This window comes from uncultured Agrobacterium sp., from assembly GCF_913777885.1.
GTDB lineage: Bacteria > Pseudomonadota > Alphaproteobacteria > Rhizobiales > Rhizobiaceae > Agrobacterium.
In genome coordinates, this window is sequence record NZ_CAJYTV010000017.1 from 321,845 (window position 1) to 343,679 (window position 21,835).

The following is a 21,835-nucleotide window of genomic DNA, read 5'->3' on the forward strand; positions in this document are numbered from 1 at the left end:
TCAGGCGCTCCCGTCGTACCAGAACGTATCTGGCATGTAGATGCCGAGATAAGCGGTCGGCTCGAAGCCAAATAGCGCTTTCTCCGGCACGTTCTTCAGTCGGGCTCTATGAACGATCGGCTGCAGCGCGCCGTTCACCGTGCCGATGGAGAAGACTTGCTGAGTGTATATCGACAGCATTTCCAGCCAGATCTCCTTGCGCTCCTGCGCGGTGACGCTGCGGCGCCATTTCTTGAGGAGATCGAGCAGTTGCACGGCTTCCGGCAGATCCGGCGGTTTGCCTTCACGCCCGCCGGAGAGGTAATGGATACCCCAGACCGGCCATTGCAGCTGATCGTCGCCGGTGGGTGCGAGACCCGATGGCAGCATGTCGGCGTTGGGAATGGCGTTATCCATGCCGAACCAGACCGACATCATCACCTCGCCGCCCATGGCACGCTTGCGGAACACGTCGCGCTGTGTCGGGCGGCTGGAGAGGGAGATACCGATCTTACGCCAGTGATCGGTGATCAGTTCCAGCACGTCGGTTTCGAGCGTGCTTTCGCCAGCGGTCTCGACGATCACGTGCGCGGGCCTGCCATCTGGCAGAAGGCGAATGCCGCGATCGTTGCGCTCCGTCAGGCCAACCTCGTCCAGAAGCCGATTGGCAAGTTCGGGATCGAATTGCGCCCAGGCGGTAGCGAATTCCGGCCGGAAGAGCGGGCTTTCCGGCAGCACGGTATCGGCGCTTTCCTTGGCGAGGCCGTAGAAGCAGACCATGTTGATCTCGTGCCGGTTGATCGCCACCGAGAGCGCACGGCGCATGCGCACATCGCGAAACAGTGTGCGCCAGGTGTCGTCTGCACAGTTGAGGTTTGGCAGCAGACAGACGCGCGAACCCTGGCTTCGCTTCCACAAATTGACCTTCAACGGATAACGCGCTTCGGCGTCTTTCAAGAAGGTGTAGTCGTTGAAATCGAGGTTCATGAACTGCAGGTCGCTGTCACCAGACGCGGTCTTTGCCGCGATGATTTCCGACGATGTGACGTTCAGCAGATAGCGGTCGATGTAAGGAAGCTGGCGACCATTCTCATCGACGCGGTGATAGTAGGGATTGCGCTCGAAGATGAACTGTTCGGCAGGCGGTGCGGTGATAACGCGCCAGGCGTCGAGCGTAGGAAGATCGGGATTTTCCGGACGGAGCTGTCGCGACATCTTGACGTGCAGGCTGCTCCAGTCGTCCACCTTGTTCTTCTTCATCAGCTTGGCGAGCTTTTCCGGCGTCTGATATTTGACGTGGAACTGCTTCATATAGGCGGCGGGAAGGAACAGACGTGCGGGCGACGCACCGGCAAGTTTGGCCAGAAAATCTGGATTCGGCCCGTCCCAGGTGTAGCGCACCGTCAACGGATCGAGAACCTCGATCGAAGGTGGCTTCTTGTTGACCAGAAGCTCGATGGGTGGGCCGCCCTTGTGGATTTCCAGATTGAGCGCCACGTCTTCCCAGAAGTAGCGGAAATCTTCGGCGGTAAAATCGCTGCCATCCGACCACTTGTGGCCCTCGCGCAGTTTCAGTGTGAAGACGCGCTCCTCATCCACGGTGTAGGATTCGAGGATGTCGGGAACGAAGTTCAGCTTTTCGTCATAGCCTACGAGGCGGGCGTAACTGTCGATCGGCATCAGCCGGATGTCGCGCTGGCCGCCAATCAGCATGCGGATATTGCCGCCATGCTGACCTGTCTCGCGGCCCATGGCTTTCAGATCGATGACGCGGGGGTTTTTCGGCAGGCGCTGATCGAGCGGCGGCAACTCGCCCTTGTCGAGCTTCTCCTTGAAGAAATCGGCGTCGATATAGTTGGCGGCGGAGGCTTTCCATGGAACGAAAACGGAGGCGAGCAGGGCAAGGGTGGTGCGGCGCGTAATCAAGACCGTAGCTCCCGAACATCCGCATTGGCATTGGCAAGCACGAGATGCCCCCCGCCAAGATCGGCCGTTATCATCTGTCCGTTGTCTTCGTCTCGAAACTGCTTGCCCCAGTCGAACTTGCCGGTGGCACTGATCTTGCCGATCGTCTTGAAATCCAGTGGCCGGTCGAGATCGGGGAAGGGAACGGCGGCGAGAAGCGACTTTGTGTAGGGATGAACCGGATTGCGCATTAGCGTCTCGCGTGGCGCAAGCTCAACGATCTTGCCCTCGCACATCACCGCGACGCGGTCGGCCATATAATCGACGACCGCCAGATTGTGCGAGATGAAGAGATAGGTGAGCCCGAGATCCTTCTGCAAATCCTTGAGCAGATTGAGGATCTGCGCCTGTACCGAAACGTCCAGCGCGGAGACGGGCTCGTCGCAGATCAAGAGTTCCGGCCCCAGCATCAGCGCGCGCGCAATTCCGATGCGCTGGCGCTGACCGCCTGAGAAGCTGTGCGGATATCGGTTCAGCGCGTTATCGCCAAGGCCAATGGCGCGCAGCAAATTCTTGACGCGCTCCTGCCGGTATTTCGAGTCGCCACGCCCGTGGATTTCCAAGGGTTCGCTGAGGATATTGCCGACCGTCATGCGTGGCGACAGCGAGGAGACCGGGTCCTGAAACACCATCTGGATGCGGGTGCGCAGCTCACGCAGATCGCCATCTACGGCATTCAGCACGTCGATGTCGCCGTTCTTGCTATGGAAGGTGATCGAGCCTTCTTCAGGCTTTACCGCGCGCATCAGGATCTTGCTGACGGTGGTCTTGCCGCTGCCGCTTTCGCCGACAAGGCCCAGACATTCGCCGCGCATGATATCGAAGCTGACGCCATCCACCGCCTTGGTGCTGTTCGCATTGCCGGCGGTAAACCATGTGGACTTGCGGGTGGTGTAGGTCTTGGAGATATCCTTAACGCTGAGAATGACGCCCGGCGCCTTGTCGACGCTGTCGGTTTTTTTGCCGATCAGGCTTTCCTTGTCGAGGGTGACATCGCGTAGCGCTTTAAGCCTTTCGCCGGGCTTCATATCGAAATGTGGGACAGCCGCCATCAGGCCTTTCAGATAGGGATGCGAGGGTGCGCGGAAGATGTCGTCTACCGTGCCCGCTTCCATGATTTCGCCTTGATAGATGACGGCGACCTCATCGGCGATGTTGGCGACGACGCCAAGATCGTGGGTGATGAGCAGCATGCTCATATTGAGCCGGCTCTGAAGGTCACGCAGAAGCTTGAGAATCTGCGCCTGGATCGTCACATCGAGTGCCGTGGTCGGCTCGTCGGCGATCAACAACGCCGGGCGGCAGATCAGCGCCATGGCGATCATGGCGCGCTGGCGCATGCCGCCGGAAAGCTCGAAAGGATACATCTGACAGATCTTGGCGGGGTTGGAAAAGCCGACGAGATCAAGCGTTTCCTCCATCTTTTCCTGCCGCTCCTTCGGTGTCAGAACCGAATGGATGCGCAGCGCCTCGTCGATCTGGTTGCCGACGGTGTGGAGAGGCGAAAAAGAGGTCATCGGCTCCTGGAAGATCAGGCCGATGCGGTTGCCGCGAATGGCGCGCATCGGCTTGCCGTCCTGCTCCAGTTGGAGGAGGTCGATGGGACGATCGTCTGGTCTCGAAGGGTCGGAAAAAAGAACGCGACCTCTGACGTGGGCCGTGCGCGGCTGGATTCCCATGATCGTCTGGCCGATGACTGATTTACCGGAGCCGGATTCGCCGACGAGCGCGGTGACCTTTCCTGGCAGGATGCGCAGGCTTGCGCCCCGGACCGCTTCGATCTTTCCGCCCATAATGGAAAAAGAGACCTGCAGATTTTCAATGCGAAGCAAATCTGCGCCTGCAGTCATGCCATAGGTTCCCTTGCCGTCTTGTTGTTTGCCTGTGGCATTATCACGCGGCCCTTATATTCACGTTATCGCACAGTATAAGCTCTGTCCATGCTCTTGAAACCGTGAAAAATTTCCGGCTTTCTGCATGGTCTCGGGCTCTTGGGAAACGTCTATTCCGAAGATATGTCGGGGTTATTAAGCTCAGGAGCGAACATGTCGGACAAAGCCATTTTTGATGCAACGCTTGCAGACATCAGGCGGTTGCTGGCGGAAAAAGATTTCGCTGCGGCAGAAGATCGACTCCTCGAGCTATCGAATGCGCACGACCAGCATCTGATGGGGGAGGTGACAGCACTCGGCCTGCCGCGCCGCCTGCATTCGGCCTATCTCAGGCTAGCAAAGGCCAAGGGAGATGCGGTTGCCAAAGCCGGCTACCAATATCTTCTCGTGCCGCCGCCCGAAGTCTTTGCGCCCTATGGCCGCTTCTCTGCGGATGAGAGACGAGCGATTGCACAGAAGAACCGTGAAGCGGTGCCACCGAAGATCCACCAGATCTGGATCGGCAACAAACCAGTGCCACCCTCGACCGATGCCTGGCGCAGACATGCGCAGGCGAATGGTTATGCCTATCGGCTGTGGCGGGAGGCCGATCTGGAGGCACAAGGCATAGATGCCGATCCGATCTTCAGGCGGATGCGGGAAGATGGAGATTTCCCCGGTGCTGTGGATGTGGCGCGCTATTTCATCCTGTCGCGCATTGGTGGCATCTATCTCGACTGTGATTTTTATCCGGCCCGCTACGACATCAGCTTTGGCGATATCCTCCCCATGGTGGGGCTCACCGCCTTTGCCGAGGAAACGCCGCGCATGACGGGGAAGGGAAGCGTGCTACTCGCCAATTCCTTTATCGCCACACCGCCCGGCCATCCCGTCTTCGAGCGCATCTTGGAGGCGCTGCCTGAGATTGCCGAGCGCCTGCCGCGTGCGCCCGCATGGTGGGGCACGGGTCCGCTGATCTTTAGCGTGGTGGCTCGTGCGGGATCGGTGACGCTGGCGGGGGCCGATTTCGTTGCGGCGGTGCTGGCAGACCGGGCGGATTTCAGTGCAGTGGAAGAGGCGCGTGCCGAAGCCAGCGCCAAGGGCGATGGGCTGCTGATCGCGTGGAAATCATGGTGAAGGTTGAGGGAGTTCTGCCGATGCGATCTCGCGGTCCTCGGCAGCCTTCGCGGCGGCTGCCATCTGGTGCTTGCGCTTCTCGTCTTCCGCGCGCTTCAGCTTGCCTTGATCGTAATGCCATTTGATCGAATAATACATGCCGATGCCGACGACGAGCAGCTTCAGCGGCAACATTACAATCGGAAAATACTCGAACCATTCCATCTTCGTCACACTTTCCAAACAGAGCCTGCAGCATCGGCGATGCGGAAACGCAAAACCAAAACGTCCTTTGTGCGCCCAACAGGACGCAAGGCGCTTTAGTGGCTCTTCGTTCGTGTGCTTACGCCTGAGTAGTCCGACTTGATACTCGACATATTGTCGCGCCATGTCAGGCCGTCGAAGCGGCCTTTTCGACCAGCGATCCGGCGCTGCGCCAACGGCAGCCAGGATGATTGGCGGTCAGTGCGAATAGGCGGTCGAGAAAAGCCCATGCCGCCTCATCATGATCGAGATGGTGGGTAAGGACGCCAGTGGTTCTTGCCTCTTGCTCTGCTACCACAATGCGCTCGGCGGTTTCGGCAAAGAGCAGATCGTGGTCCTTGCCGCCTCTCGTTCCCCGCCAGTCGATAATGTCGACATGGGTGTTCAAGAGGTGAATGGGCGCTGCCTTTTCAGGTCCATAAACCGATAGCGCCTGATAGCCGAGCGATGGTAGAGCGTCGACGATCTCCGGATCGATGCGGTTCCACGGCGGCACCAGCATCGGCACGAAGCGGCCCGGATAGAGGTTCTGCAGCTTTTCAAATCCGCTTTGCAGCTCTGCGAGCACGGTATCTTTCGGGCGATGTAAGCCAAGCTCTCGCTTCTTCTCGTTCGGCCCGGCATGGTTTCGATGCGCCCAGCCATGCACCGCGACGTCGATTTTTTCGGCGCTGTCCAGCCGACGTGCCAAGGCATCACCGGTCGGCTTGGGAATGACGGCCAGCGTCATCGGCACGGCATAGCGATCGGAGAGCGTCAGCAGTTGATCGAGCGCCGATGTCGGTTCCGTCGCGTCGTCGTCTCGCAGCCAGAGGTCGGCGGCAACGCCGCGATGGGCGAAGCTGTCGAGCGTTTCCAGAAGTTTCTTTTCCGTCATGGTTCGTACCCTCTGGCGTCTTGCAAAATCCGGTCGAGCGTCGACGCTGCGTTCTGCAAGGAGCGCTCCTGACTGACGAATGCTCTCGCGCTTTGCGCCATGGACTGTCTCTTTTCCTGATCGGTCAGCAGCTTTTCTATGGCATTCGCATAGCTCTGCGTATTCCCCGGCTCCGTCAGAATGCCGGTCTTTCCATCGATCACCACTTCCGGCACGCCGGCAATCCGCTCGGCGATGACCGGCAGGCCTGCGGCTTGTGCCTCCAGATAGGCAAGTCCGTAGGCTTCGCCATGGCCGGGCCAGAGATAGAGCGAGGCATGCGACAGGATGTCTGCGATCTCATGAGGGGTCTTCTCGCCATGCCAGGCGAGGCGATGCGGTGAGATGTCTTTGAAGATCTTTTGGACAGTATCGCGCTCCGGCCCGTCGCCAATGATGGCCAGCGTCCAGTCGAGATTGGGGGAAAGGCGATTCAACGCAGCCGCCAAGGCTTCATAGCTGCTGAGCTTGTCGCCAGGACGCATCATCGCGACAGTTGCCATGCGGCTCGCTTGCGGGGCAGGGTCCAGCGCGCAGAACAGGGACGTGTCCAGAAAGGGCGGCAGCATCTGTGTGCGCATCGCAGGATTGGCCTTCATAAGGCCGTCTCGGTCGCGATGGGTGAAGCAGATGTTGACGGCAGCAGAGCTTAGATCGTCCAGAAGCCGGGCCTGGATCTGAGCCCAGCCGGTGGCATTGCGTTTCGGGGAGTAAGAGGCTTCCGCTGTCACATAGGGCACGGCGAATGAGCGGCTGAGCTCAGGTCCCAAAAGGTCGAGCGCCTTGTAATAGGGGTGATAGCAGAACCAGAGATCGGGCGGGCTCGTTTCCTGCCAGAGCGTCGATATGCGCTGCCGTTCCTGCTCCGCGTCCCGCGCCAGCGCTTCTGCCTCTTCGCCATCCGGCTGGCGCAGGAAGGATCGCAGTTCCGACACCACCTCGACCTCGTAGCCGGCAAGCTGCATCGCCTGCATCAACAGCCGCGCCATCAGCCTGTCGCCGGAGGGGACCGGATGGTTTGGAGACTTCATCGGGCAGTAGAACGCGATCTTCATGGCTGCAGTCATGCGTTTTCAGCCGCGTCTTCGTCAACTGTATTTTAGACCGTCGCAGCCTTGACACCATGGGTCTTCTTGCCCAACTGAAAGGCCAAGTTTTCCTCGCGCGCAGGACGCAAAACGCTTTGACCTCTTCTCCAAATGCACAGCGACTTCTCGACCTCATTCAATCGAAAGAGGCGCGGGCGGGTGTCATCGGCCTTGGCTATGTGGGCCTGCCGCTTGCCATGACGATCGCCACATCCGGCTTCAAGGTGACAGGTTTCGATATCGATCCGGGCAAGATCAAGGCCGTCGAAGCGCGCAAGAGCTATATCGAGGCCGTGCCGGATGAGATTTTGGCGGGTACCTGCGAGAACGGCACGTTCGAAGCCACCAGCGATTTTTCCAAGCTCGGCGAATGCGATGTGATTGCCATTTGCGTTCCCACCCCGCTGACGAAATATCGCGATCCCGATCTCTCCTATGTGGAGAACACCTGCCGCGAGATTGCCGAGACGCTGCGTCCCGGCCAGCTTGTTGTGCTGGAATCGACCACCTATCCCGGGACGACAGATGGCATCGTCAAGACGATCCTGGAAAAGACCGGGCTAAAGTCGGCTCAGGATTTCTTCCTCGGCTTTTCCCCGGAGCGCGAAGACCCCGGCAACCGCGACTTCCACACCTCCACCATTCCGAAGGTCGTGGCCGGTGACGGACCGGATGCTGCTGAGCTGATGACGGCCTTCTACGGCTCCGTGGTCAAGACCGTCATCCCGGTCTCTACTACAGCGACGGCAGAAGCGGTGAAGATCACCGAGAACGTCTTTCGCGCGGTCAATATCGCGCTCGTCAACGAGTTGAAGGTCGTCTACGAGGCGATGGGTATCGACATCTGGGAAGTGGTGGATGCGGCCAAGACCAAGCCCTTCGGCTACATGCCCTTCTATCCAGGGCCCGGCCTTGGCGGCCACTGCATTCCGATCGATCCGTTCTATCTGACGTGGAAGTCGAAGGAATACGAACTGCCCACCCGCTTCATCGAACTCGCAGGCCAGATCAACACGGCCATGCCGCGCCATGTCGTCGGGCGACTGGCGGAAGCGCTGGACGTGCATCAGGGCAAGGCGCTCAGCCGTTCGAAGGTGCTAGTTCTGGGGCTGGCGTACAAAAAGAACGTACCGGACATTCGCGAAAGCCCGTCCTTGAAACTGATCGAGCTCATACTCGAGCGCGGCGGCGATGTTGCCTTCCATGACCCTTACGTGGCGGAAATCCCGAAGACCCGCGAATATAGCGATCTGATGGGCATGAAGTCTGCAGATTGGACCAAGGACAGCATTGGCGGTTTCGACGCGGTGCTGGTCGCCACCGACCATGACAACGTCGATTACCAGCAGCTTGCCGGCTGGTCGCCGCTGATCATCGATACGCGCAACGCTTTTGCCCGTCGCGGCATCAGCGCCAGCCACATTATCAAAGCCTGATTGGAAACCCTTCTCCCATGAGCAGACTGGACAGTTTCATCCGCCGCCTCAGCGCCCAGCGCGATATCTTGAACCATGTGCATGGCGATCTCGATCTGCCGGCTGACGGTCCGATCATGGAAATCGGCCTTGGCAATGGGCGCACCTTCAACCATCTGCGCGAGCTGTTTGCCGATCGCCGCATCGTCGCCTTCGACCGGGCCATGGGCGCACACGCATCTTCCGTGCCGGAAGAGGGCAATCTGGTTCTCGGCGAAATCGACCAGACGGCGAAAGACTGGGTCGGCATCGGGGCGGCACTTGTGCATGCCGATATCGGCACCGGTTACGACGAGAAGGATGCGGTGACGCTCACGTGGCTGCCGCAAATCGTGTCTGGCATGCTGGCCAAGGGCGGTATCGCGGTGAGCGGACTGCCATTGAAGGAACCTAGCCTCGATCCACTGCCGGTGCCTGACACCGTGCCGACGGATCGTTACTTCCTGTACCGGAAGATCTAGCGCGCCACCCTATCTCAGATGCGCAAGCGCTATCGCCTCGGCTACCTGCGCGTGGCCTGACGAGAGCTTGCTGGTGGCCACGCGAATATGGGCACTCGGCAGGATGGAGAATTTATTGCCGGGTACAACGGCGATGTTCCTGGCCGCAAGGGTCACCATCGCGAAGGGCTCGGATTCTACCGGCACCCAGAGACACATGCCGCTGCCGGGCATGGTTTCGACGCCCCGTTCCAGCAGTTCACGCGCCAGCGCATCGCGCCGTTCCTGATAGGTCGCGCGCGCTCTCGCGACGATCCGGGACGTTTCCTCGTCCCTGATCAGCCAGGCAACAGCCGCTTGCAGCACGCGGCTGGTCCATCCCGCGCTGAAGGCACGGTAGGATTGGATCTGTTCGACAATAGGGGCAGAACCCGAAAGCACCGCCAGTCGTAAGTCGGGACCCAAGGTCTTCGAAAAGGAGACGATGCGCACGGTTCGGTCCGGGAAGCGCTTGCCAAGAGAGACCGGTCTCTCCGCCGAAATATCTGCCAGGCCGTCATCTTCGATGATCAGCGTATCGGTTTCGGCAAGAACATCTCCAAGCGCCTGCATCCTTTTCGGGGTTACGGTCTGTCCCGTGACCGAGTGCAGCCGGGGCTGGAAGAGAAAGGCTGCGGGTCGCTCGGCGAGTGCCTGCCTCAAGGATGCGGGCAGGGGGCCTTCGCGATCCGACAGGATGGGCACGATCTTCACGCCGAGATCTTCGAGAATATCCAGAAGCCGCATGGCGGTGGGATGTTCGACGGCAACGACCGATCCCGGCCGTACGAGCGCACGCAGCGTGGTATAGACACCGTTATAACCGCCGTTGATCGCGAGAAAGGCTTCGGGCTCGTAAGGCCAGTCTTCCGCTATCGCGTCTCGCAGTTCGGGAACGATCCGGCTGCGGGCGTAACTGTTCAGGTCGCCGACCGAAGTGGCGTAGACCATTGCCTTCTCGAGCGGCGGCAGCAACGCCTGATCCGGTACCGCCATCGAGAGATCGAGAACATTGGCGCCATAGTGACCGGCGCTCGCCAGACGCTCCGGCTTTGCGACGAAGCGTTCCGCACAGACCCACGTTCCATTGCGTCCACGACCGCTGATGATCTTCTGCTGGCGTAGCTCGCTCCAGGCTTCGGATATGGTCGCGGGACTGACGCCGAGTTCGTAGGCCAGATCGCGCATGGCGGGCAGGCGCGTGCCGACCGGCAAAACGCCAGCCCGCACGAGTGCGCTCGTTTCCAGTGCGATGCCCCGGATCGTCTTATCGGTTATTCTGTCGGCGAGCCAGCGGGCCTCGCAAATATCGCTCACGTGGAACTCTCACTTTAAATGTTCAATAACGTAATAACATTTGTGCGCTTACGAGTGTACATTTATTCTTTCGGCATTGGAAAATAAATGAGACCTAAATCATGCCGTTGAAACTTCGCCTGGCTCTTCGCGACTGGGACTATATGACGCCGCTTGTTCTGGGAGACGTTTCGTCTCCGAGGCTTCAGATCGAGGTCGATCGCGTCGGTACGCTTGTTGCCAATGTCGCCGAAGACGATGCGCATGACGCTGCCGAAACCTCTTTCAGCCGCTATGCGCAGATGCGCCATGATGGCGATGAGCGCGTCATCGGTATGCCAAACTTCATCATGCGCGGTTTTCGTCATCGCTGCATTATCACCACCAAGGATAGCCCGATCCGCACGCTTGCCGATCTTGCCGGCAAGAAGATCGGTGTGACTGGCTGGCGCGATTCCGGCAATACCTGGACCCGTGCGGCGTGCCGTCGCGAGGGCGTGGGCGTGGAAGACGCCATGTGGTATGCTGGTCGTCTGACGGACGCCCATCCCATCACCGACCGTCTGGATGGTTTCGGACGTCCGGGCCGGATCGAGGCGGCACCTGGCGAACGCCCGATGGTGGATCTGTTGAAAGAGGGCGGGCTGGATGCTGTCTTCACACCCTTCATGCCCAAGGGTTTCTTCGATCAGGACTCGCCGTTCCGTCAGGTTCTGCCGGATTACCGGGCGTCCGAAGTCGCCTATTTCAACGATGTCGGCTACGTGCCTGGCATGCATCTGATCGGTTTCAAGGCGCAGTTCGTGCGCGACAATCCGTGGGTTATGGACGAGCTCAGCGCGCTCATCGATGCCTCACAGCGCATGTGGCTGGAAAAGCGAGAGAAATATGCCGATACCACGCCCTGGATGATCGATGAGTTGCGCCGTTGCGCCGCAGATCTGCCGCCGAACTGGAATGTCAGCGGCTTGAAGGAGAACGACGCCATGATCTCCGATTTCGCTCAAGAGCTTCACGCTCAAGGCATTCTGCCGCGCCTCTTGACGCCCGCGGAGCTGTTTCCGCTGCAAGCCGGGGTCAACTGACGACGATAGTCAGGCCTTGGCACTTTCAATCGCTGCAAACAAAAAGGGGAATACCAAATGCATCCGAAACTCATTGCCTCCGCCGCGCTCGCCGGGCTTCTTCTCGCCGGAACCGCTTTTGCCGAAACGGCTGCCATTCCCAAGCAGAGCGTGAATGAGGAACTTCGCGCCCGGCTGCCGGAAAAAATTCGCTCCGAGGGCAAGATGATTTCCGTCAACAACGGATCCTTCCCTCCCTATGAAATCGTGACCGGCACCAAGATGGAAGGCGCAAGCGCCGACCTGACCGATGCGCTCGGCGAAGTGCTGGGGATCAAGATCGAACATGCGACCGTGGGTGGCCTGCCAGCGCTTCTGGCGGGCGTGAATTCCGGGCGCTATCAGTTTGCCTTCGGGCCTGTGGGTGATTTCAAGAGCCGCGAAGAATCGAATGATTTTGTCGATTGGGTGCAGGAATTCGTGGTCTTTGCCGTTCAGAAGGGCAATCCCAAGGGCATCGTTTCGCTCGACACGTCCTGCGGCCAGCGCATCGCCGTCATGGCCGGCGGCTCGGCGGAGCGCGTCATCCAGGCTCAGGCGGAAAAGTGTAAGACGGATGGCAAGGCGGCGATCGAGGTGCAGTCCTATACCGATCAGCCAAGCTCGATCCTTGCGGTTCGCTCCAAACGCGCCGATGCCTTCTTCTCCTCGCAGGCACCGCTGACCTATTTCGTTTCCCAGGCCAATGGCCAGCTGGAACTGACCGGAGTTGGCCAGAAGAACGGCTTTGACGATCTCTACCAAGGCGCAGTCGTTCCCAAGGGGTCGGAGCTAGGCCCGGTTCTTCTCGATGCTATCAAGGTTCTCATGGCCAACGGAACTTACGAAACGATCATGAAGAAGTGGGGTCTTGAGAACAATATCCTCAAGCAGCCGGGCATCAACCTCGGGGGCCAGTTGCCAAAATGACGAGCCCTGTTGAAACCAAAGTGCCACCCATGGGTGGCACCGACCTGCGGGATGTGGCGACTGCCCACACCCCGTTTCGCACGGGCCGTCTCGTGCTTTGGCTGGTCATTGCGCTCTTCGTCGTCAACTTCGCCTGGATCGTTGCCAACAACGAAAACTTCGGCTGGCCCGTCGTCGCCCACTACTTCTTCGATCCGGTCGTCATCAGCGGTCTGTATGTAAGCCTCGGGCTGACGGTCATCGCCATGATCCTCGGCACCATTCTCGGTCTGATCATCGCGATCGCCAGAATGTCGCAGGATGGGCTGGCAAGCTCCTTTGCCTCCCTGTTCATCTGGTTCTTCCGCGGCACGCCGCTGCTCGTCCAGCTGATCTTCTGGTACAACATGTCTACCCTGTTTCCGCAGCTTTCCATTTCGATCCCCTTCGGACCGACGCTTGCAAGCTGGGACACCAACTCCGTCATCACACCAATGACCGCGGCAATCGTCGGGCTGGCGCTCAACGAAGCGGCTTACATGGCGGAAATCATTCGCGGAGGCCTTCTCTCGGTCGATCGCGGGCAAGCGGAAACCGCAGAGGCTTTTGGCATGACCAAGGCGCGTGCGCTGTGGCGCATCATTATTCCGCAAGCCATGCGCTCCATCGTTCCGCCAACCGGCAACCAGCTGATCAGCATGATCAAGGCAACCTCGCTTGTCAGCGTCATTGCGATGGCAGACCTGCTATATTCGGTGCAGTCCATTTACAACCGGACTTTCGAGATCATTCCGATGCTTCTCGTAGCCGTCATCTGGTACCTGTTGATTACGTCGGTCCTCAATATCGGCCAAAGCTACATCGAAGCCTATTACGGTCGCAGCGACCGCCGCAATGCCGGCGTCGCCAAGCCTGCTCAGGACGTGGAGGCAAGCCATTGACCGCGATTGCAGACACAAAGCCTCTCGTGGAGGCGCGCAACGTTCACAAATCCTTCGATCATCTGGAGGTTTTGAAAGGCATCAACCTGGATGTGATGCCGGGTGAGGTCGTGGTCATTCTTGGGCCCTCGGGTTCCGGCAAATCCACCTTCCTGCGCTGCATCAACCATCTGGAGACGATCCAGCAGGGCGCGATTGCGGTGGACGGCGAACAGATCGGATACCGGGTGAAGAACAACCGGCTGGAGAAGCTCTCGGCCAACGGCATTGCGCGCCAACGCCGCAAGATCGGCATGGTGTTCCAGCAGTTCAACCTCTATCCGCATATGACGGTGTTGCAAAACATCATCGAAGCACCCGTCGGCGTTCATGGGGAGAGCCGCAAGAACGCGACCGAAAATGCCATGCGTCTTTTGGAGCGCGTCGGCCTGTCGGAAAAAGCCTCCGCCTATCCGCGTCAGCTCTCCGGTGGACAACAACAGCGTGTCGCGATCGCGCGTGCGCTCGCCATCAAGCCGAAGCTCATGCTGTTCGATGAGCCAACGTCCGCACTCGACCCAGAACTTGTCGGTGAAGTGCTTGCCACGATGAAGGATCTTGCAAGGCAGGGCCTGACGATGATCGTCGTCACGCACGAAATCGGCTTTGCCAAAGAGGCTGCGGATCGTGTGGTCTTTATGGATGGCGGACATATTGTGGAGATGGGCAAGCCGGAAGAGGTGATCGGCAATCCGCAACATCCACGCACGCAGGCCTTCCTCTCACGCTTCCTGTAAGCGTGCGATTTTTCCCCAACTTGGCGCCAGCCTCACGGCTGGCGTCCTTTTTCCAAGACCCCGGTGGACCCAATGCTGAACGACAATCACTATGCCCGCGTTTCCGATTTCGAGCCGATGGAGGCAGAGCTCAAGGCCACGCGCCAATATCTGCATGCCAACCCTGAGCTTTCGCTGGAAGAGGCCGAAACCGCCCGCTATGTGGCGGAGAAGCTTGAAGCTTGGGGCTACGAGGTGGCGCGCAATGTCGGCGGTCACGGCGTCGTGGCTCGTCTGAAAAACGGCACTGGAACCAAAAGCATCGGCATTCGCGCCGATATGGACGCGCTTCCGATCCTGGAGGAAACCGGACTACCCTATGCTAGCAAGACGCCCGGCAAGATGCATGCCTGTGGCCATGACGGGCACACGACCGTTCTGCTTGGTGCAGCGGAATATCTCGCTCGCACTCGCCGTTTCGATGGTACGGTGACCCTGATCTTCCAACCGGCGGAAGAGAATGGAAAGCCATCCGGCGCCCAGAAAATGATCGAGGATGGCCTTTTCGAGCGCTTCCCGATCGACGCGATCTTCGGCCTGCATAATCATCCTGGCGCACCGGAAGGCACGATTTTAACGCGCTCCGGGCCGATGATGGCATCATCCGATACGGTCAACATCACCATCAAGGGCAAGGGCGGCCATGCCTCGCGTCCTCACCTCACCATCGACCCCATCGTGGTTGCCTGCAACCTCGTCGTCTCGCTTCAGACGGTCGTTTCGCGCAACATCGATCCCACACAGACAGCCGTCGTCACCGTCGGCACCATCCATGCGGGAGAAGCGGTAAACGTCATCCCCGAATATGCAAAGCTGGCGCTGAGCGTGCGCTGCTTCGAGCCGAAGATCCGCGAACTTCTGGAGCGGCGCATCACCAAGCTCGCCCGATCCATGGCAGAGGCTTATGATGCTACAATCGAGGTTGATTACGAGCACGGCTACCCGGTGGTCGCCAACTCCGAGGCAGAGACGGACTTTGCGCGGCTCGTGGCGCAAGAGTTGATCGGCTCAGACAAGGTCGCTACCTGCCCGCTCATTCCCGGCAGCGAGGACTTTTCCTACTTCCTCGAAAAAAAACCAGGCAGCTTCCTGCGCTTGGGCAACGGTCTGGACTCCGCTATTCTGCACAGCCCCAAATATGATTTTGCCGATGGCAGCCTGACCGTGGGTGCGGCTCTGTGGGCGCGCCTGGCGGAACGATTTCTTGCGGAGTAATTGATGCAGAGCCCCGCCGGAGGACATTCGGCGGGGCAATGTGCCCTTGGGTGCCGGGGTGGATTTCTAAGCGCTGTTGATGGCGACATGGCTGGTTCGATCAGATGACGCAGGCACCGTGCCGCGTTCGTGTTACGACAAAAGGCCATAGCTTTCGTCTTCCGACAGCAGGAAGACCCGCATCTCGGAACTGCGCCCGCGAATGGGAATGGTGCGATTTCGAAGCGTATCGCGCTTGAGGCCCGACTGGACCATGACCGGTTCGGAAACGACCATGGCGGCCCCGAACTCCTTTGCCGCCGTCTCCAGGCGGCTTGCGACATTGACAGTATCGCCAATGGCCGTCAGCGTTTTTGCTGCGCCATAGCCCATGATGCCGACAACCGACGGACCGGCATGAATGCCGATCGCAACGCGCAGGCGCACGGCAAATTGCTGCTCCAGTTCCTCGTTCAGCTTCTCGACATTGCGCAGGATCAGACAGGCCGCTTTCAGCGCATCGGCCGAGGCAGTCTCTTGGTTGCCGTCGAGGCCGAAAAGCGCCATGGCGCCGTCGCCGATGAATTTGTCGATGCGCCCGCCTGCCTGCTCCACCGATTGACCGACCACGGTGAAATAGCGGTTCAGCAGAAACACCATGTCATAGGGCAGGCGCGCTTCGGAGAGCGAGGTGAAGTTTCTGAGATCGCAGAAGAGAACCGCAATCTCCTCCTCGCGACCCGGACGAATGGGCTCGTCATTCGCCGGGCTGTCGTCCTTTTGCCGCGTGGACAGAAGCAGTGCGACCTTGACCCGCCCCGTCGGGCGAAGCTGGCAACCTAGCCTCACATCGGAATCGGCGTGGATGCGCTGCAAGGTGGCGCGTTCCAGATCGCTCGGTTCCGGTAGTGGGCCGTCGGATTCCAGTATCTTCACCCGGCAGGTGGAGCAGCGGCCCTTGCCGCCACAGGCGGAGAAATGCGAAACGCCCTCAAGCCTGCTCGCCTCCAGAATGCTGAAGCCTGCCGGTGCGCGCACCGCATGTCCGTCTTCATAGAGAACTTCGAAACCATTCGATCGCTGCCGCCACCCTCGGACGGCACGGGCGGCAAAGGTGAGAATGACGGCTGCACCAAAGGCGAGGCGAAGACCGAAGGTGATGTGCTGAATGGTCTCCTGGCGCGCGGATGAGCCCGGTGGGCGTACAGGTGGCAGAGGCGGATCGGAGGGCGAGCGCATGCCCGCTTCCGAATGGGGGTGATCAGCAGGCAGATCCATCTCCATCTGCCGCCCGGCATCGCTGAACCCCAGAAGCGCCATGATTGGCAATAGAACGGCGATCATCAACAGATAGGGCGCCACCTGCCGGTACCAGCTTCGGTAGCGTAGCCAGAAGAACACGCCGAAACAGCCATGCGCCCAGATCAGCACCAGTGCGATGCTCTGGCGCAGGCCGAGATAGGGTGACGTGATCCAGAACCGTCTGATGACAACGTCATAACCTTCATCGATACCGAACAGCATGCGTGAGAAGCGGATGCCTGCAGCATGGTCGATGATGAGAAACGGGATCGCCAAGCCAAGCAAAATCTGCATCGCCTCGCGCCAGGGCATTTGCAAGGAGCGCAGCAAATAGATGGAGCGCAGCACGAGCGTGAGGTGGACGAGGACCGAGCTATAGAGGATGATGCTGCTGACCGGGTTCAGCCAGATGATGCTGAACCACATCCTTCCATATTCAGCAGTGTCGATGGAGATCAGCGCCAGCGCGTGGTTGAAAAGGTGGCAGGCCACGAAGGTCAGCATGACGAGACCCGAGAGCAATCGCGCTCGCCGCAAAGAGGTCTCCGTCACATACTGCGCCAATCCCGACCTCAAATTTCTCTCAATGGAAAATGAATATTCAAATGCTGAATCGCCGGGTTTAGATCGAGCGATTGATCGGCCTTACGAAGATAATGCTTTTTGGTCTTATTCGAGGCGGCGGCCTATTTCAAAGCTCGATTGTCTGTCCGTCGAAGGCTGAGAAGGCACCGGCAAATTCCTTCTTCGCATCCTCGTCGATCTGGTCGAGTTCGCCATCGGTGCGGAAGGGCGCGTGGTGGATGAAGCCCACCGATTTGGCATTTGCGGCCTTCGCCAGCCTGATCCCCTGTTGCCAGGAGGAGTGGCCATAGCCCTTGTAAAGCTCCATCTCCGCATCGGTGAAGCTTGCGTCATAGAGGAACAGATCGACATCGTCGATCAGCTTCAGCACTGCCTTGTCCAGCTTGCCCGGTTCGTGCTCGGTATCGGTGATGATGGCGAGACTCTTGCCCTGCCAGTCGATCCGGTAGCCGATGGCGTTGCCGGGGTGGGTCAGCATGCCGGTGCGGATCGTCAGATCCGGCTTGACCTGGAGCGTGTCCTCAGCCGCGAAATCGCGCGTCTCCAGATGGGCGCAGCAAATATCGAGTGGTGCCGGAAACCAAGGCGGGCTCATGAATTCGCGCAGCATCTCGCGCGTGGTCTTCTGCCCTGCCAGATGGCCGGACCAGATGCGAATATCGTTTTCGCGCTTGAAGAAGGGTTTGAAATAGGGAAATCCGACAATGTGGTCGTAGTGGCAATGCGAGAAGAACATATCCACATTGGTTGCGCCTTCGGCTTTCAGCGCCATGCCAGCGGGGTGCAGACCAGAGCCTGCATCGAAGAGCAGGATATGGTCGCCGCACCGAACCTCGATGCAGATGGTGTTACCGCCGTATTTGTGGAATTTTTCTCCCGACACAGGAAGCGTTCCTCGCGCTCCCCAGATCTTGACCTGCAATTCCTGTCTATTGCCCCGACGGTCTCCGTCGGAATTCAACGCCATCATACACCCCAACTTGCCACGGCCACCGTCTCAACGCTCCTCCGCCAGGTGCCGTTGTCTCTTCGCCATTCAATGGCGCGTGCCTACTCCATGCAGCATTTCAGTTTTATGACTGCAGCACCACTTTTATTTTTCTCTTAAAATATCGTGGTGCGGAAGAATATATTATCAAACGCTTGAATGCGCACGTGCCTTGCTCAGTTCCGTCGTCGTCTGCGTCAGACGCTCGGCAAGAACCCGCATGACCTTGATGGTGATCTCCGGGAAGTCCGACATCAGCTTGAAGAACTGCTCCTTGCCGATGCGCAGCGCCTCAACCGGCGTCGAGGCCTTCACGGTTGCCGTTCGCACGCTGTCGCACAGGATGGCGATCTCGCCGACGATGGCGTTGCCGCTCATTTCCGTCAGCTTGATTTGGCCCGATGGCGAGTCGATCAGGACATCGACCTTGCCGGTCAGAAGCACATAGGCGCTATCACCAAGATCGCCCTGCCGGAATAGCTCGTCTCCTGCAAGATAGGAAACGCGGTCCGAAGCAAAAGCAAGTAGCTTGAGTTTCGACGGCTCCATCTCACTGAAGAAGGGGACGCGCTTCAGCATCTGAATTTCATCTTTGAAAAGCATAGCCCTGTCCTGGTTGGTATTACCGATTCACGTTGCTGTCGTGTGCCCGCGACATGTCAGGCAGCGATCATTTCCTTGAATGTACCGTTTTCTTCCACAAGAGTCTCGTATGATCCGTCTGCGACAATTGTACCGTGGTTAACGACGATAACTCTATCGAACATCTTGGAAAGCGACGGATTTGACAAGACCCACAGAACTGCAGGATTTGCGCCGTCTCTCCTCAGGAAGGCGATGACGTTATCGACGATTTCCTGCTGCAGGCGATGGTCGAGACCCGGTAGCGGACGGTTGAGCACGTAATAATCCGAGCGTCGCATCAAAGCCCGCGCGAGATTGAGCTTCTGGCGCTGCAATGGCCCAAGACGCTTGCCGCCGGCACCGAGATTGAAGTCAAGCCCCACGGCGAGAACCCGCTCATAGACACCCTGCTTGCGCATGGCATCGGCCACAAGCCGGGTGATACGGCGCGAGGCGTCGGTGTAACGATGGCTGACCTTGCCGAAGAGGATGTTGTCGAGCAGGCTGGTCGATGCGGCATACTGATCGGGATCGTAAGGCTCGATGACGTCGCGCAGTTCTTCGGGCAGGTTCTCGTGGAACATGTGGCGCACTTCGACGATGCGGTTCATCACTTCCGGTGTCAGAAGGCCGAAACGCTGTCTTGGTTCGACATAGAAGAAGCTGAGGCGGATCATGGCACGGCGGTCTGCCTCGTTCGCATCATCGTAATGCTTGCCCTGCAGGCGCTGCAGGATCTGCTGATAGTTTGGAATGTCATCCGCGGTCATGAAGGTCAGCTGCTGGTAGAGCGGATGATCAGGCGGCAGATCGGAGAAGATTTCGACGATGTTCTCGGCGATCGTATAACCCATGTCGAAGAGCGTTTTGGAAAGGCCCGTTCCGCGCATGAGCGACAGGAAATACTTGCTTTCGATGATTTTGCTGCTGCCGGTCTGCGCATCGCGCATCGTGCCGAACAGGATGTTTTCGCCGACGGTCGCTTCGGTGTTGTAGCTGTCCGGCTCGAAGGGAACGATGAGACCAGAGAGGTTTTCCCGCTCCAATTCGCTGCGCAGCGTCCGGCGCAGTTCGACGATGCGGGCTGCCAGATGCAGGTCGCTCATTGGATCGATGGAGGAGCGGAGCGCAAATTCCAGAATGTCCGGCGAAAGCTGAACCGTGTCCAAAACGGCGAGCATGGATTTGAGAAATTGCTCCGGATCCTCGCGGCCTGCCGGGCTCGACTCGTAATCGATCCAGTCGCCGTTGAGATCCATGTCCGGGTTCTCGGCAAGCTTGGCCTCGCGGACTTCCCATTTTCGGTGCTCGAGTTCAGTCCCTTCATACTGCTTGGGTTTGAGGGGCGCATGCTTCAGCCCGTAGAGAAGATTGTCCTTCAGGCTTGCGTGGAAGAAGTAGCTGTCGGCCGAGACGTATGAAATGCGCCGTCCGGTGACGGATTCGGGCAGATCGTGGAAATCTGTATCGCCGATGGAAATCTTGCCCGATGTTGGCCAGAGCGTGCGTCCCAGGGCATCTGCCAGGGCTTCGCCGCCGGCACTGCCGACGATCGCCACGGTTTCTCCGGGATTGATGGTAAGTGTTGCCTGATCGAGGAGGCGCGTGCCGCTGTCATCATCAAGCGAAAGTGCGGAAATGACGATCGGGCCTGTGATCGCGGCAGCTGCCGCCGGAGACAGATCCTGGATTTTGGGGTCGATCATGCTTGGAGAATCGAACTGCTCGAAGACCTGTTCGTATTTCACCTGCACGTCCTGGCGGGCCTGATCCCAATCGATCAGCTCTTTCAGTGGTCCTGGCAGTTCCTTGTAGGCGTTGATCACGGCAACGAGCTGACCGACATCGAGGCTGCCGCGCAGCGTCAGGTAACCGCCGACTGCATAGAAGAAGAAGGGCGTCAGCTGCGCCAGGAAGTTGTTGATGAACTTGACCAGAAATTTCCACTGATAAAGGTCGTATCGGATCTTGAAGATCTGGCCTAGACGCTGGCCGGCATCGGCGCGTTCGTAGTTCGAGGTGTCATAGGCGTGGATGGTGCCGATGCCATCGACCATTTCGCCGATGCGTCCGGCAAGCTCGCGCGCAGTCAGCTGTCTCTGGCGTCCAAGATCGATCAGGCGGCGGCGCATTTTCGGGATGATGCCCACCTGAATGGCGGCCATGAAAGCGGCAATCATGCCGAGCCAGAAATTCTGCACCAGAATGAAGAACAGCGCCGACAATGCCTGGCCGCCGAGCAAAGCAGGCTGGACGAAGGCGTCGCCGGTAAAGCCGCCGAGTGGCTCCACCTCGTCCTTGATCATGCTGGAGATTTCCGCGCCCTTGACGCGCTTGAAATGCGTGGGCGGAAAGCGCAGGACCCGGTCGATCAGATGGAAGCGGATGCGGCGCAGCAGGCGCTCGCCAAGTCGGCCCTTGTAGGTGTTGATGTAATATTTGAAGAGGCCGTTGATGATGACCAGCGCCAGGAAGGTGAGGCTGAGGCCCATCAGGGTGGCCATGCGGTTCAGCTCGATACCCGGAAAAAGTGTGACCGTGCCGAAGTAAGGCAGGTTAAGCGTCAGATGCATGAAAAGCTGCGTGGCGTTCGCGCCTTCAAAGCCATCGCCCTGGATCGGCCCGTTGACGATCTGCTTGGGCAGATCGAAGGCCAGGAAGTACGGGATCATCGACAGCGCCACGATCAGCAGAATGAAAAGCTGCTGCTTCTTGGTATGCGTCCAGATGTAACGCGTCAGACTTTTTTCCATCGAGGACTTCTATGCCGTGCCGGATAAAGTGGAAGGTAATGGATGTTCATGCTGGCGTCAAAGCGGCTCTGGAGGGGGAAGGAGAGCGCTGAAACGGGGATAGGATATGGTGGTTCACATAGTGGTGAAACAAGCCGCTTCCCTACAATATCGCGTAGGGAAGCGAAACTTT

The 21,835-nt window shown here is 58.9% G+C and carries 18 protein-coding genes; 8 read left to right on the plus strand and 10 right to left on the minus strand.

What is annotated here, in order from left to right:
- Complete coding sequence (locus tag QZ869_RS16635) at positions 1-1,905, minus strand: ABC transporter substrate-binding protein (protein WP_296106003.1); 1,905 nt, start codon at positions 1,903-1,905, stop codon at positions 1-3.
- The gene (locus tag QZ869_RS16640; RefSeq protein WP_296106004.1) at positions 1,902-3,794 is read right to left on the minus strand and encodes an ABC transporter ATP-binding protein; all 1,893 of its coding nucleotides are present in this window, start codon (positions 3,792-3,794) and stop codon (positions 1,902-1,904) included. The genes QZ869_RS16635 and QZ869_RS16640 overlap by 4 nt, the downstream gene beginning before the upstream one ends.
- 195 nt (positions 3,795-3,989) lie before the next feature.
- Between QZ869_RS16640 and QZ869_RS16645 the strand changes: the two genes are divergently transcribed.
- Positions 3,990-4,952: a glycosyltransferase family 32 protein gene (locus tag QZ869_RS16645; RefSeq protein WP_296106007.1), complete on the plus strand. Its 963-nt coding sequence runs from the start codon at positions 3,990-3,992 to the stop codon at positions 4,950-4,952.
- On the opposite strand, the gene QZ869_RS16650 is transcribed toward QZ869_RS16645, so the two are convergent.
- From QZ869_RS16650 to QZ869_RS16660, 3 genes are all read right to left on the minus strand, one after another.
- Positions 4,944-5,174, minus strand: a complete 231-nt coding sequence (locus tag QZ869_RS16650; protein WP_296106076.1) for a hypothetical protein — start codon at positions 5,172-5,174, stop codon at positions 4,944-4,946. The two genes, QZ869_RS16645 and QZ869_RS16650, sit on opposite strands and share 9 nt — an antisense overlap.
- Positions 5,175-5,322: 148 nt before the next feature.
- On the minus strand, positions 5,323-6,072 hold the full coding sequence (locus tag QZ869_RS16655) for a polysaccharide deacetylase family protein (RefSeq protein WP_296106009.1): 750 nt from the start codon (positions 6,070-6,072) through the stop codon (positions 5,323-5,325).
- Entirely contained in the window at positions 6,069-7,166 is a 1,098-nt protein-coding gene (locus QZ869_RS16660; protein WP_296106073.1) for a glycosyltransferase family 4 protein, read from the minus strand. Before QZ869_RS16660 ends, QZ869_RS16655 begins: the two co-directional genes overlap by 4 nt.
- 128 nt (positions 7,167-7,294) lie before the next feature.
- Here QZ869_RS16660 and QZ869_RS16665 point away from each other — a divergent pair, with 128 nt between their 5' ends.
- Positions 7,295-8,635: a nucleotide sugar dehydrogenase gene (locus QZ869_RS16665; RefSeq protein WP_296098786.1), complete on the plus strand. Its 1,341-nt coding sequence runs from the start codon at positions 7,295-7,297 to the stop codon at positions 8,633-8,635.
- Between the two features lie 17 nt (positions 8,636-8,652).
- The gene (locus QZ869_RS16670) at positions 8,653-9,135 is read left to right on the plus strand and encodes a class I SAM-dependent methyltransferase (RefSeq protein WP_113176091.1); all 483 of its coding nucleotides are present in this window, start codon (positions 8,653-8,655) and stop codon (positions 9,133-9,135) included.
- 9 nt (positions 9,136-9,144) lie between these two features.
- Here QZ869_RS16670 and QZ869_RS16675 read toward each other — a convergent pair whose 3' ends face one another.
- On the minus strand, positions 9,145-10,470 hold the full coding sequence (locus tag QZ869_RS16675; protein WP_296106011.1) for a PLP-dependent aminotransferase family protein: 1,326 nt from the start codon (positions 10,468-10,470) through the stop codon (positions 9,145-9,147).
- 101 nt (positions 10,471-10,571) lie between these two features.
- On the opposite strand from QZ869_RS16675, the gene QZ869_RS16680 reads away from it, so the two are divergent.
- From QZ869_RS16680 to QZ869_RS16700, 5 genes are all read left to right on the plus strand, one after another.
- The gene (locus QZ869_RS16680) at positions 10,572-11,534 is read left to right on the plus strand and encodes an ABC transporter substrate-binding protein (protein ID WP_296037691.1); all 963 of its coding nucleotides are present in this window, start codon (positions 10,572-10,574) and stop codon (positions 11,532-11,534) included.
- Positions 11,535-11,591: 57 nt separating this feature from the next.
- Complete coding sequence (locus QZ869_RS16685) at positions 11,592-12,482, plus strand: ABC transporter substrate-binding protein (protein WP_296076414.1); 891 nt, start codon at positions 11,592-11,594, stop codon at positions 12,480-12,482.
- Positions 12,479-13,402, plus strand: coding sequence for an amino acid ABC transporter permease (locus tag QZ869_RS16690; RefSeq protein ID WP_296020315.1), 924 nt, complete (start codon positions 12,479-12,481; stop codon positions 13,400-13,402). The genes QZ869_RS16685 and QZ869_RS16690 overlap by 4 nt, the downstream gene beginning before the upstream one ends.
- Positions 13,399-14,178, plus strand: a complete 780-nt coding sequence (locus QZ869_RS16695; RefSeq protein WP_296020310.1) for an amino acid ABC transporter ATP-binding protein — start codon at positions 13,399-13,401, stop codon at positions 14,176-14,178. The genes QZ869_RS16690 and QZ869_RS16695 overlap by 4 nt, the downstream gene beginning before the upstream one ends.
- A 72-nt stretch (positions 14,179-14,250) precedes the next feature.
- Positions 14,251-15,432 carry a M20 aminoacylase family protein gene (locus tag QZ869_RS16700; protein WP_296106013.1) on the plus strand — a complete coding sequence of 394 codons (1,182 nt, stop codon included), beginning with the start codon at positions 14,251-14,253 and terminating at the stop codon, positions 15,430-15,432.
- Positions 15,433-15,564: 132 nt separating this feature from the next.
- Here QZ869_RS16700 and QZ869_RS16705 read toward each other — a convergent pair whose 3' ends face one another.
- From QZ869_RS16705 to QZ869_RS16720, 4 genes are all read right to left on the minus strand, one after another.
- On the minus strand, positions 15,565-17,277 hold the full coding sequence (locus QZ869_RS16705; RefSeq protein WP_296106074.1) for an adenylate/guanylate cyclase domain-containing protein: 1,713 nt from the start codon (positions 17,275-17,277) through the stop codon (positions 15,565-15,567).
- A gap of 127 nt (positions 17,278-17,404) precedes the next feature.
- Positions 17,405-18,265, minus strand: a complete 861-nt coding sequence (locus QZ869_RS16710; protein WP_296079667.1) for an MBL fold metallo-hydrolase — start codon at positions 18,263-18,265, stop codon at positions 17,405-17,407.
- A gap of 168 nt (positions 18,266-18,433) precedes the next feature.
- Positions 18,434-18,889: a cyclic nucleotide-binding domain-containing protein gene (locus tag QZ869_RS16715; RefSeq protein WP_112954666.1), complete on the minus strand. Its 456-nt coding sequence runs from the start codon at positions 18,887-18,889 to the stop codon at positions 18,434-18,436.
- A 56-nt stretch (positions 18,890-18,945) separates the two neighbouring features.
- Entirely contained in the window at positions 18,946-21,663 is a 2,718-nt protein-coding gene (locus QZ869_RS16720) for an ABC transporter transmembrane domain-containing protein (protein WP_296106014.1), read from the minus strand.
- Between the last annotated feature and the right edge of the window lie 172 nt (positions 21,664-21,835).

Bases quoted from the DNA above. Each gene is read 5' to 3' on its own strand.
- QZ869_RS16660 (WP_296106073.1), bottom strand. From the start codon at position 7,166: ATGAAGATCGCGTTCTACTGCCCGATGAAGTCTCCAAACCATCCGGTC.
- QZ869_RS16720 (WP_296106014.1), bottom strand. From the start codon at position 21,663: ATGGAAAAAAGTCTGACGCGTTACATCTGGACGCATACCAAGAAGCAG.
- QZ869_RS16700 (WP_296106013.1), top strand. From the start codon at position 14,251: ATGCTGAACGACAATCACTATGCCCGCGTTTCCGATTTCGAGCCGATG.
- QZ869_RS16640 (WP_296106004.1), bottom strand. From the start codon at position 3,794: ATGACTGCAGGCGCAGATTTGCTTCGCATTGAAAATCTGCAGGTCTCT.
- QZ869_RS16645 (WP_296106007.1), top strand. From the start codon at position 3,990: ATGTCGGACAAAGCCATTTTTGATGCAACGCTTGCAGACATCAGGCGG.
- QZ869_RS16670 (WP_113176091.1), top strand. From the start codon at position 8,653: ATGAGCAGACTGGACAGTTTCATCCGCCGCCTCAGCGCCCAGCGCGAT.
- QZ869_RS16690 (WP_296020315.1), top strand. From the start codon at position 12,479: ATGACGAGCCCTGTTGAAACCAAAGTGCCACCCATGGGTGGCACCGAC.
- QZ869_RS16685 (WP_296076414.1), top strand. From the start codon at position 11,592: ATGCATCCGAAACTCATTGCCTCCGCCGCGCTCGCCGGGCTTCTTCTC.
- QZ869_RS16680 (WP_296037691.1), top strand. From the start codon at position 10,572: ATGCCGTTGAAACTTCGCCTGGCTCTTCGCGACTGGGACTATATGACG.
- QZ869_RS16655 (WP_296106009.1), bottom strand. From the start codon at position 6,072: ATGACGGAAAAGAAACTTCTGGAAACGCTCGACAGCTTCGCCCATCGC.
- QZ869_RS16710 (WP_296079667.1), bottom strand. From the start codon at position 18,265: ATGGCGTTGAATTCCGACGGAGACCGTCGGGGCAATAGACAGGAATTG.
- QZ869_RS16715 (WP_112954666.1), bottom strand. From the start codon at position 18,889: ATGCTTTTCAAAGATGAAATTCAGATGCTGAAGCGCGTCCCCTTCTTC.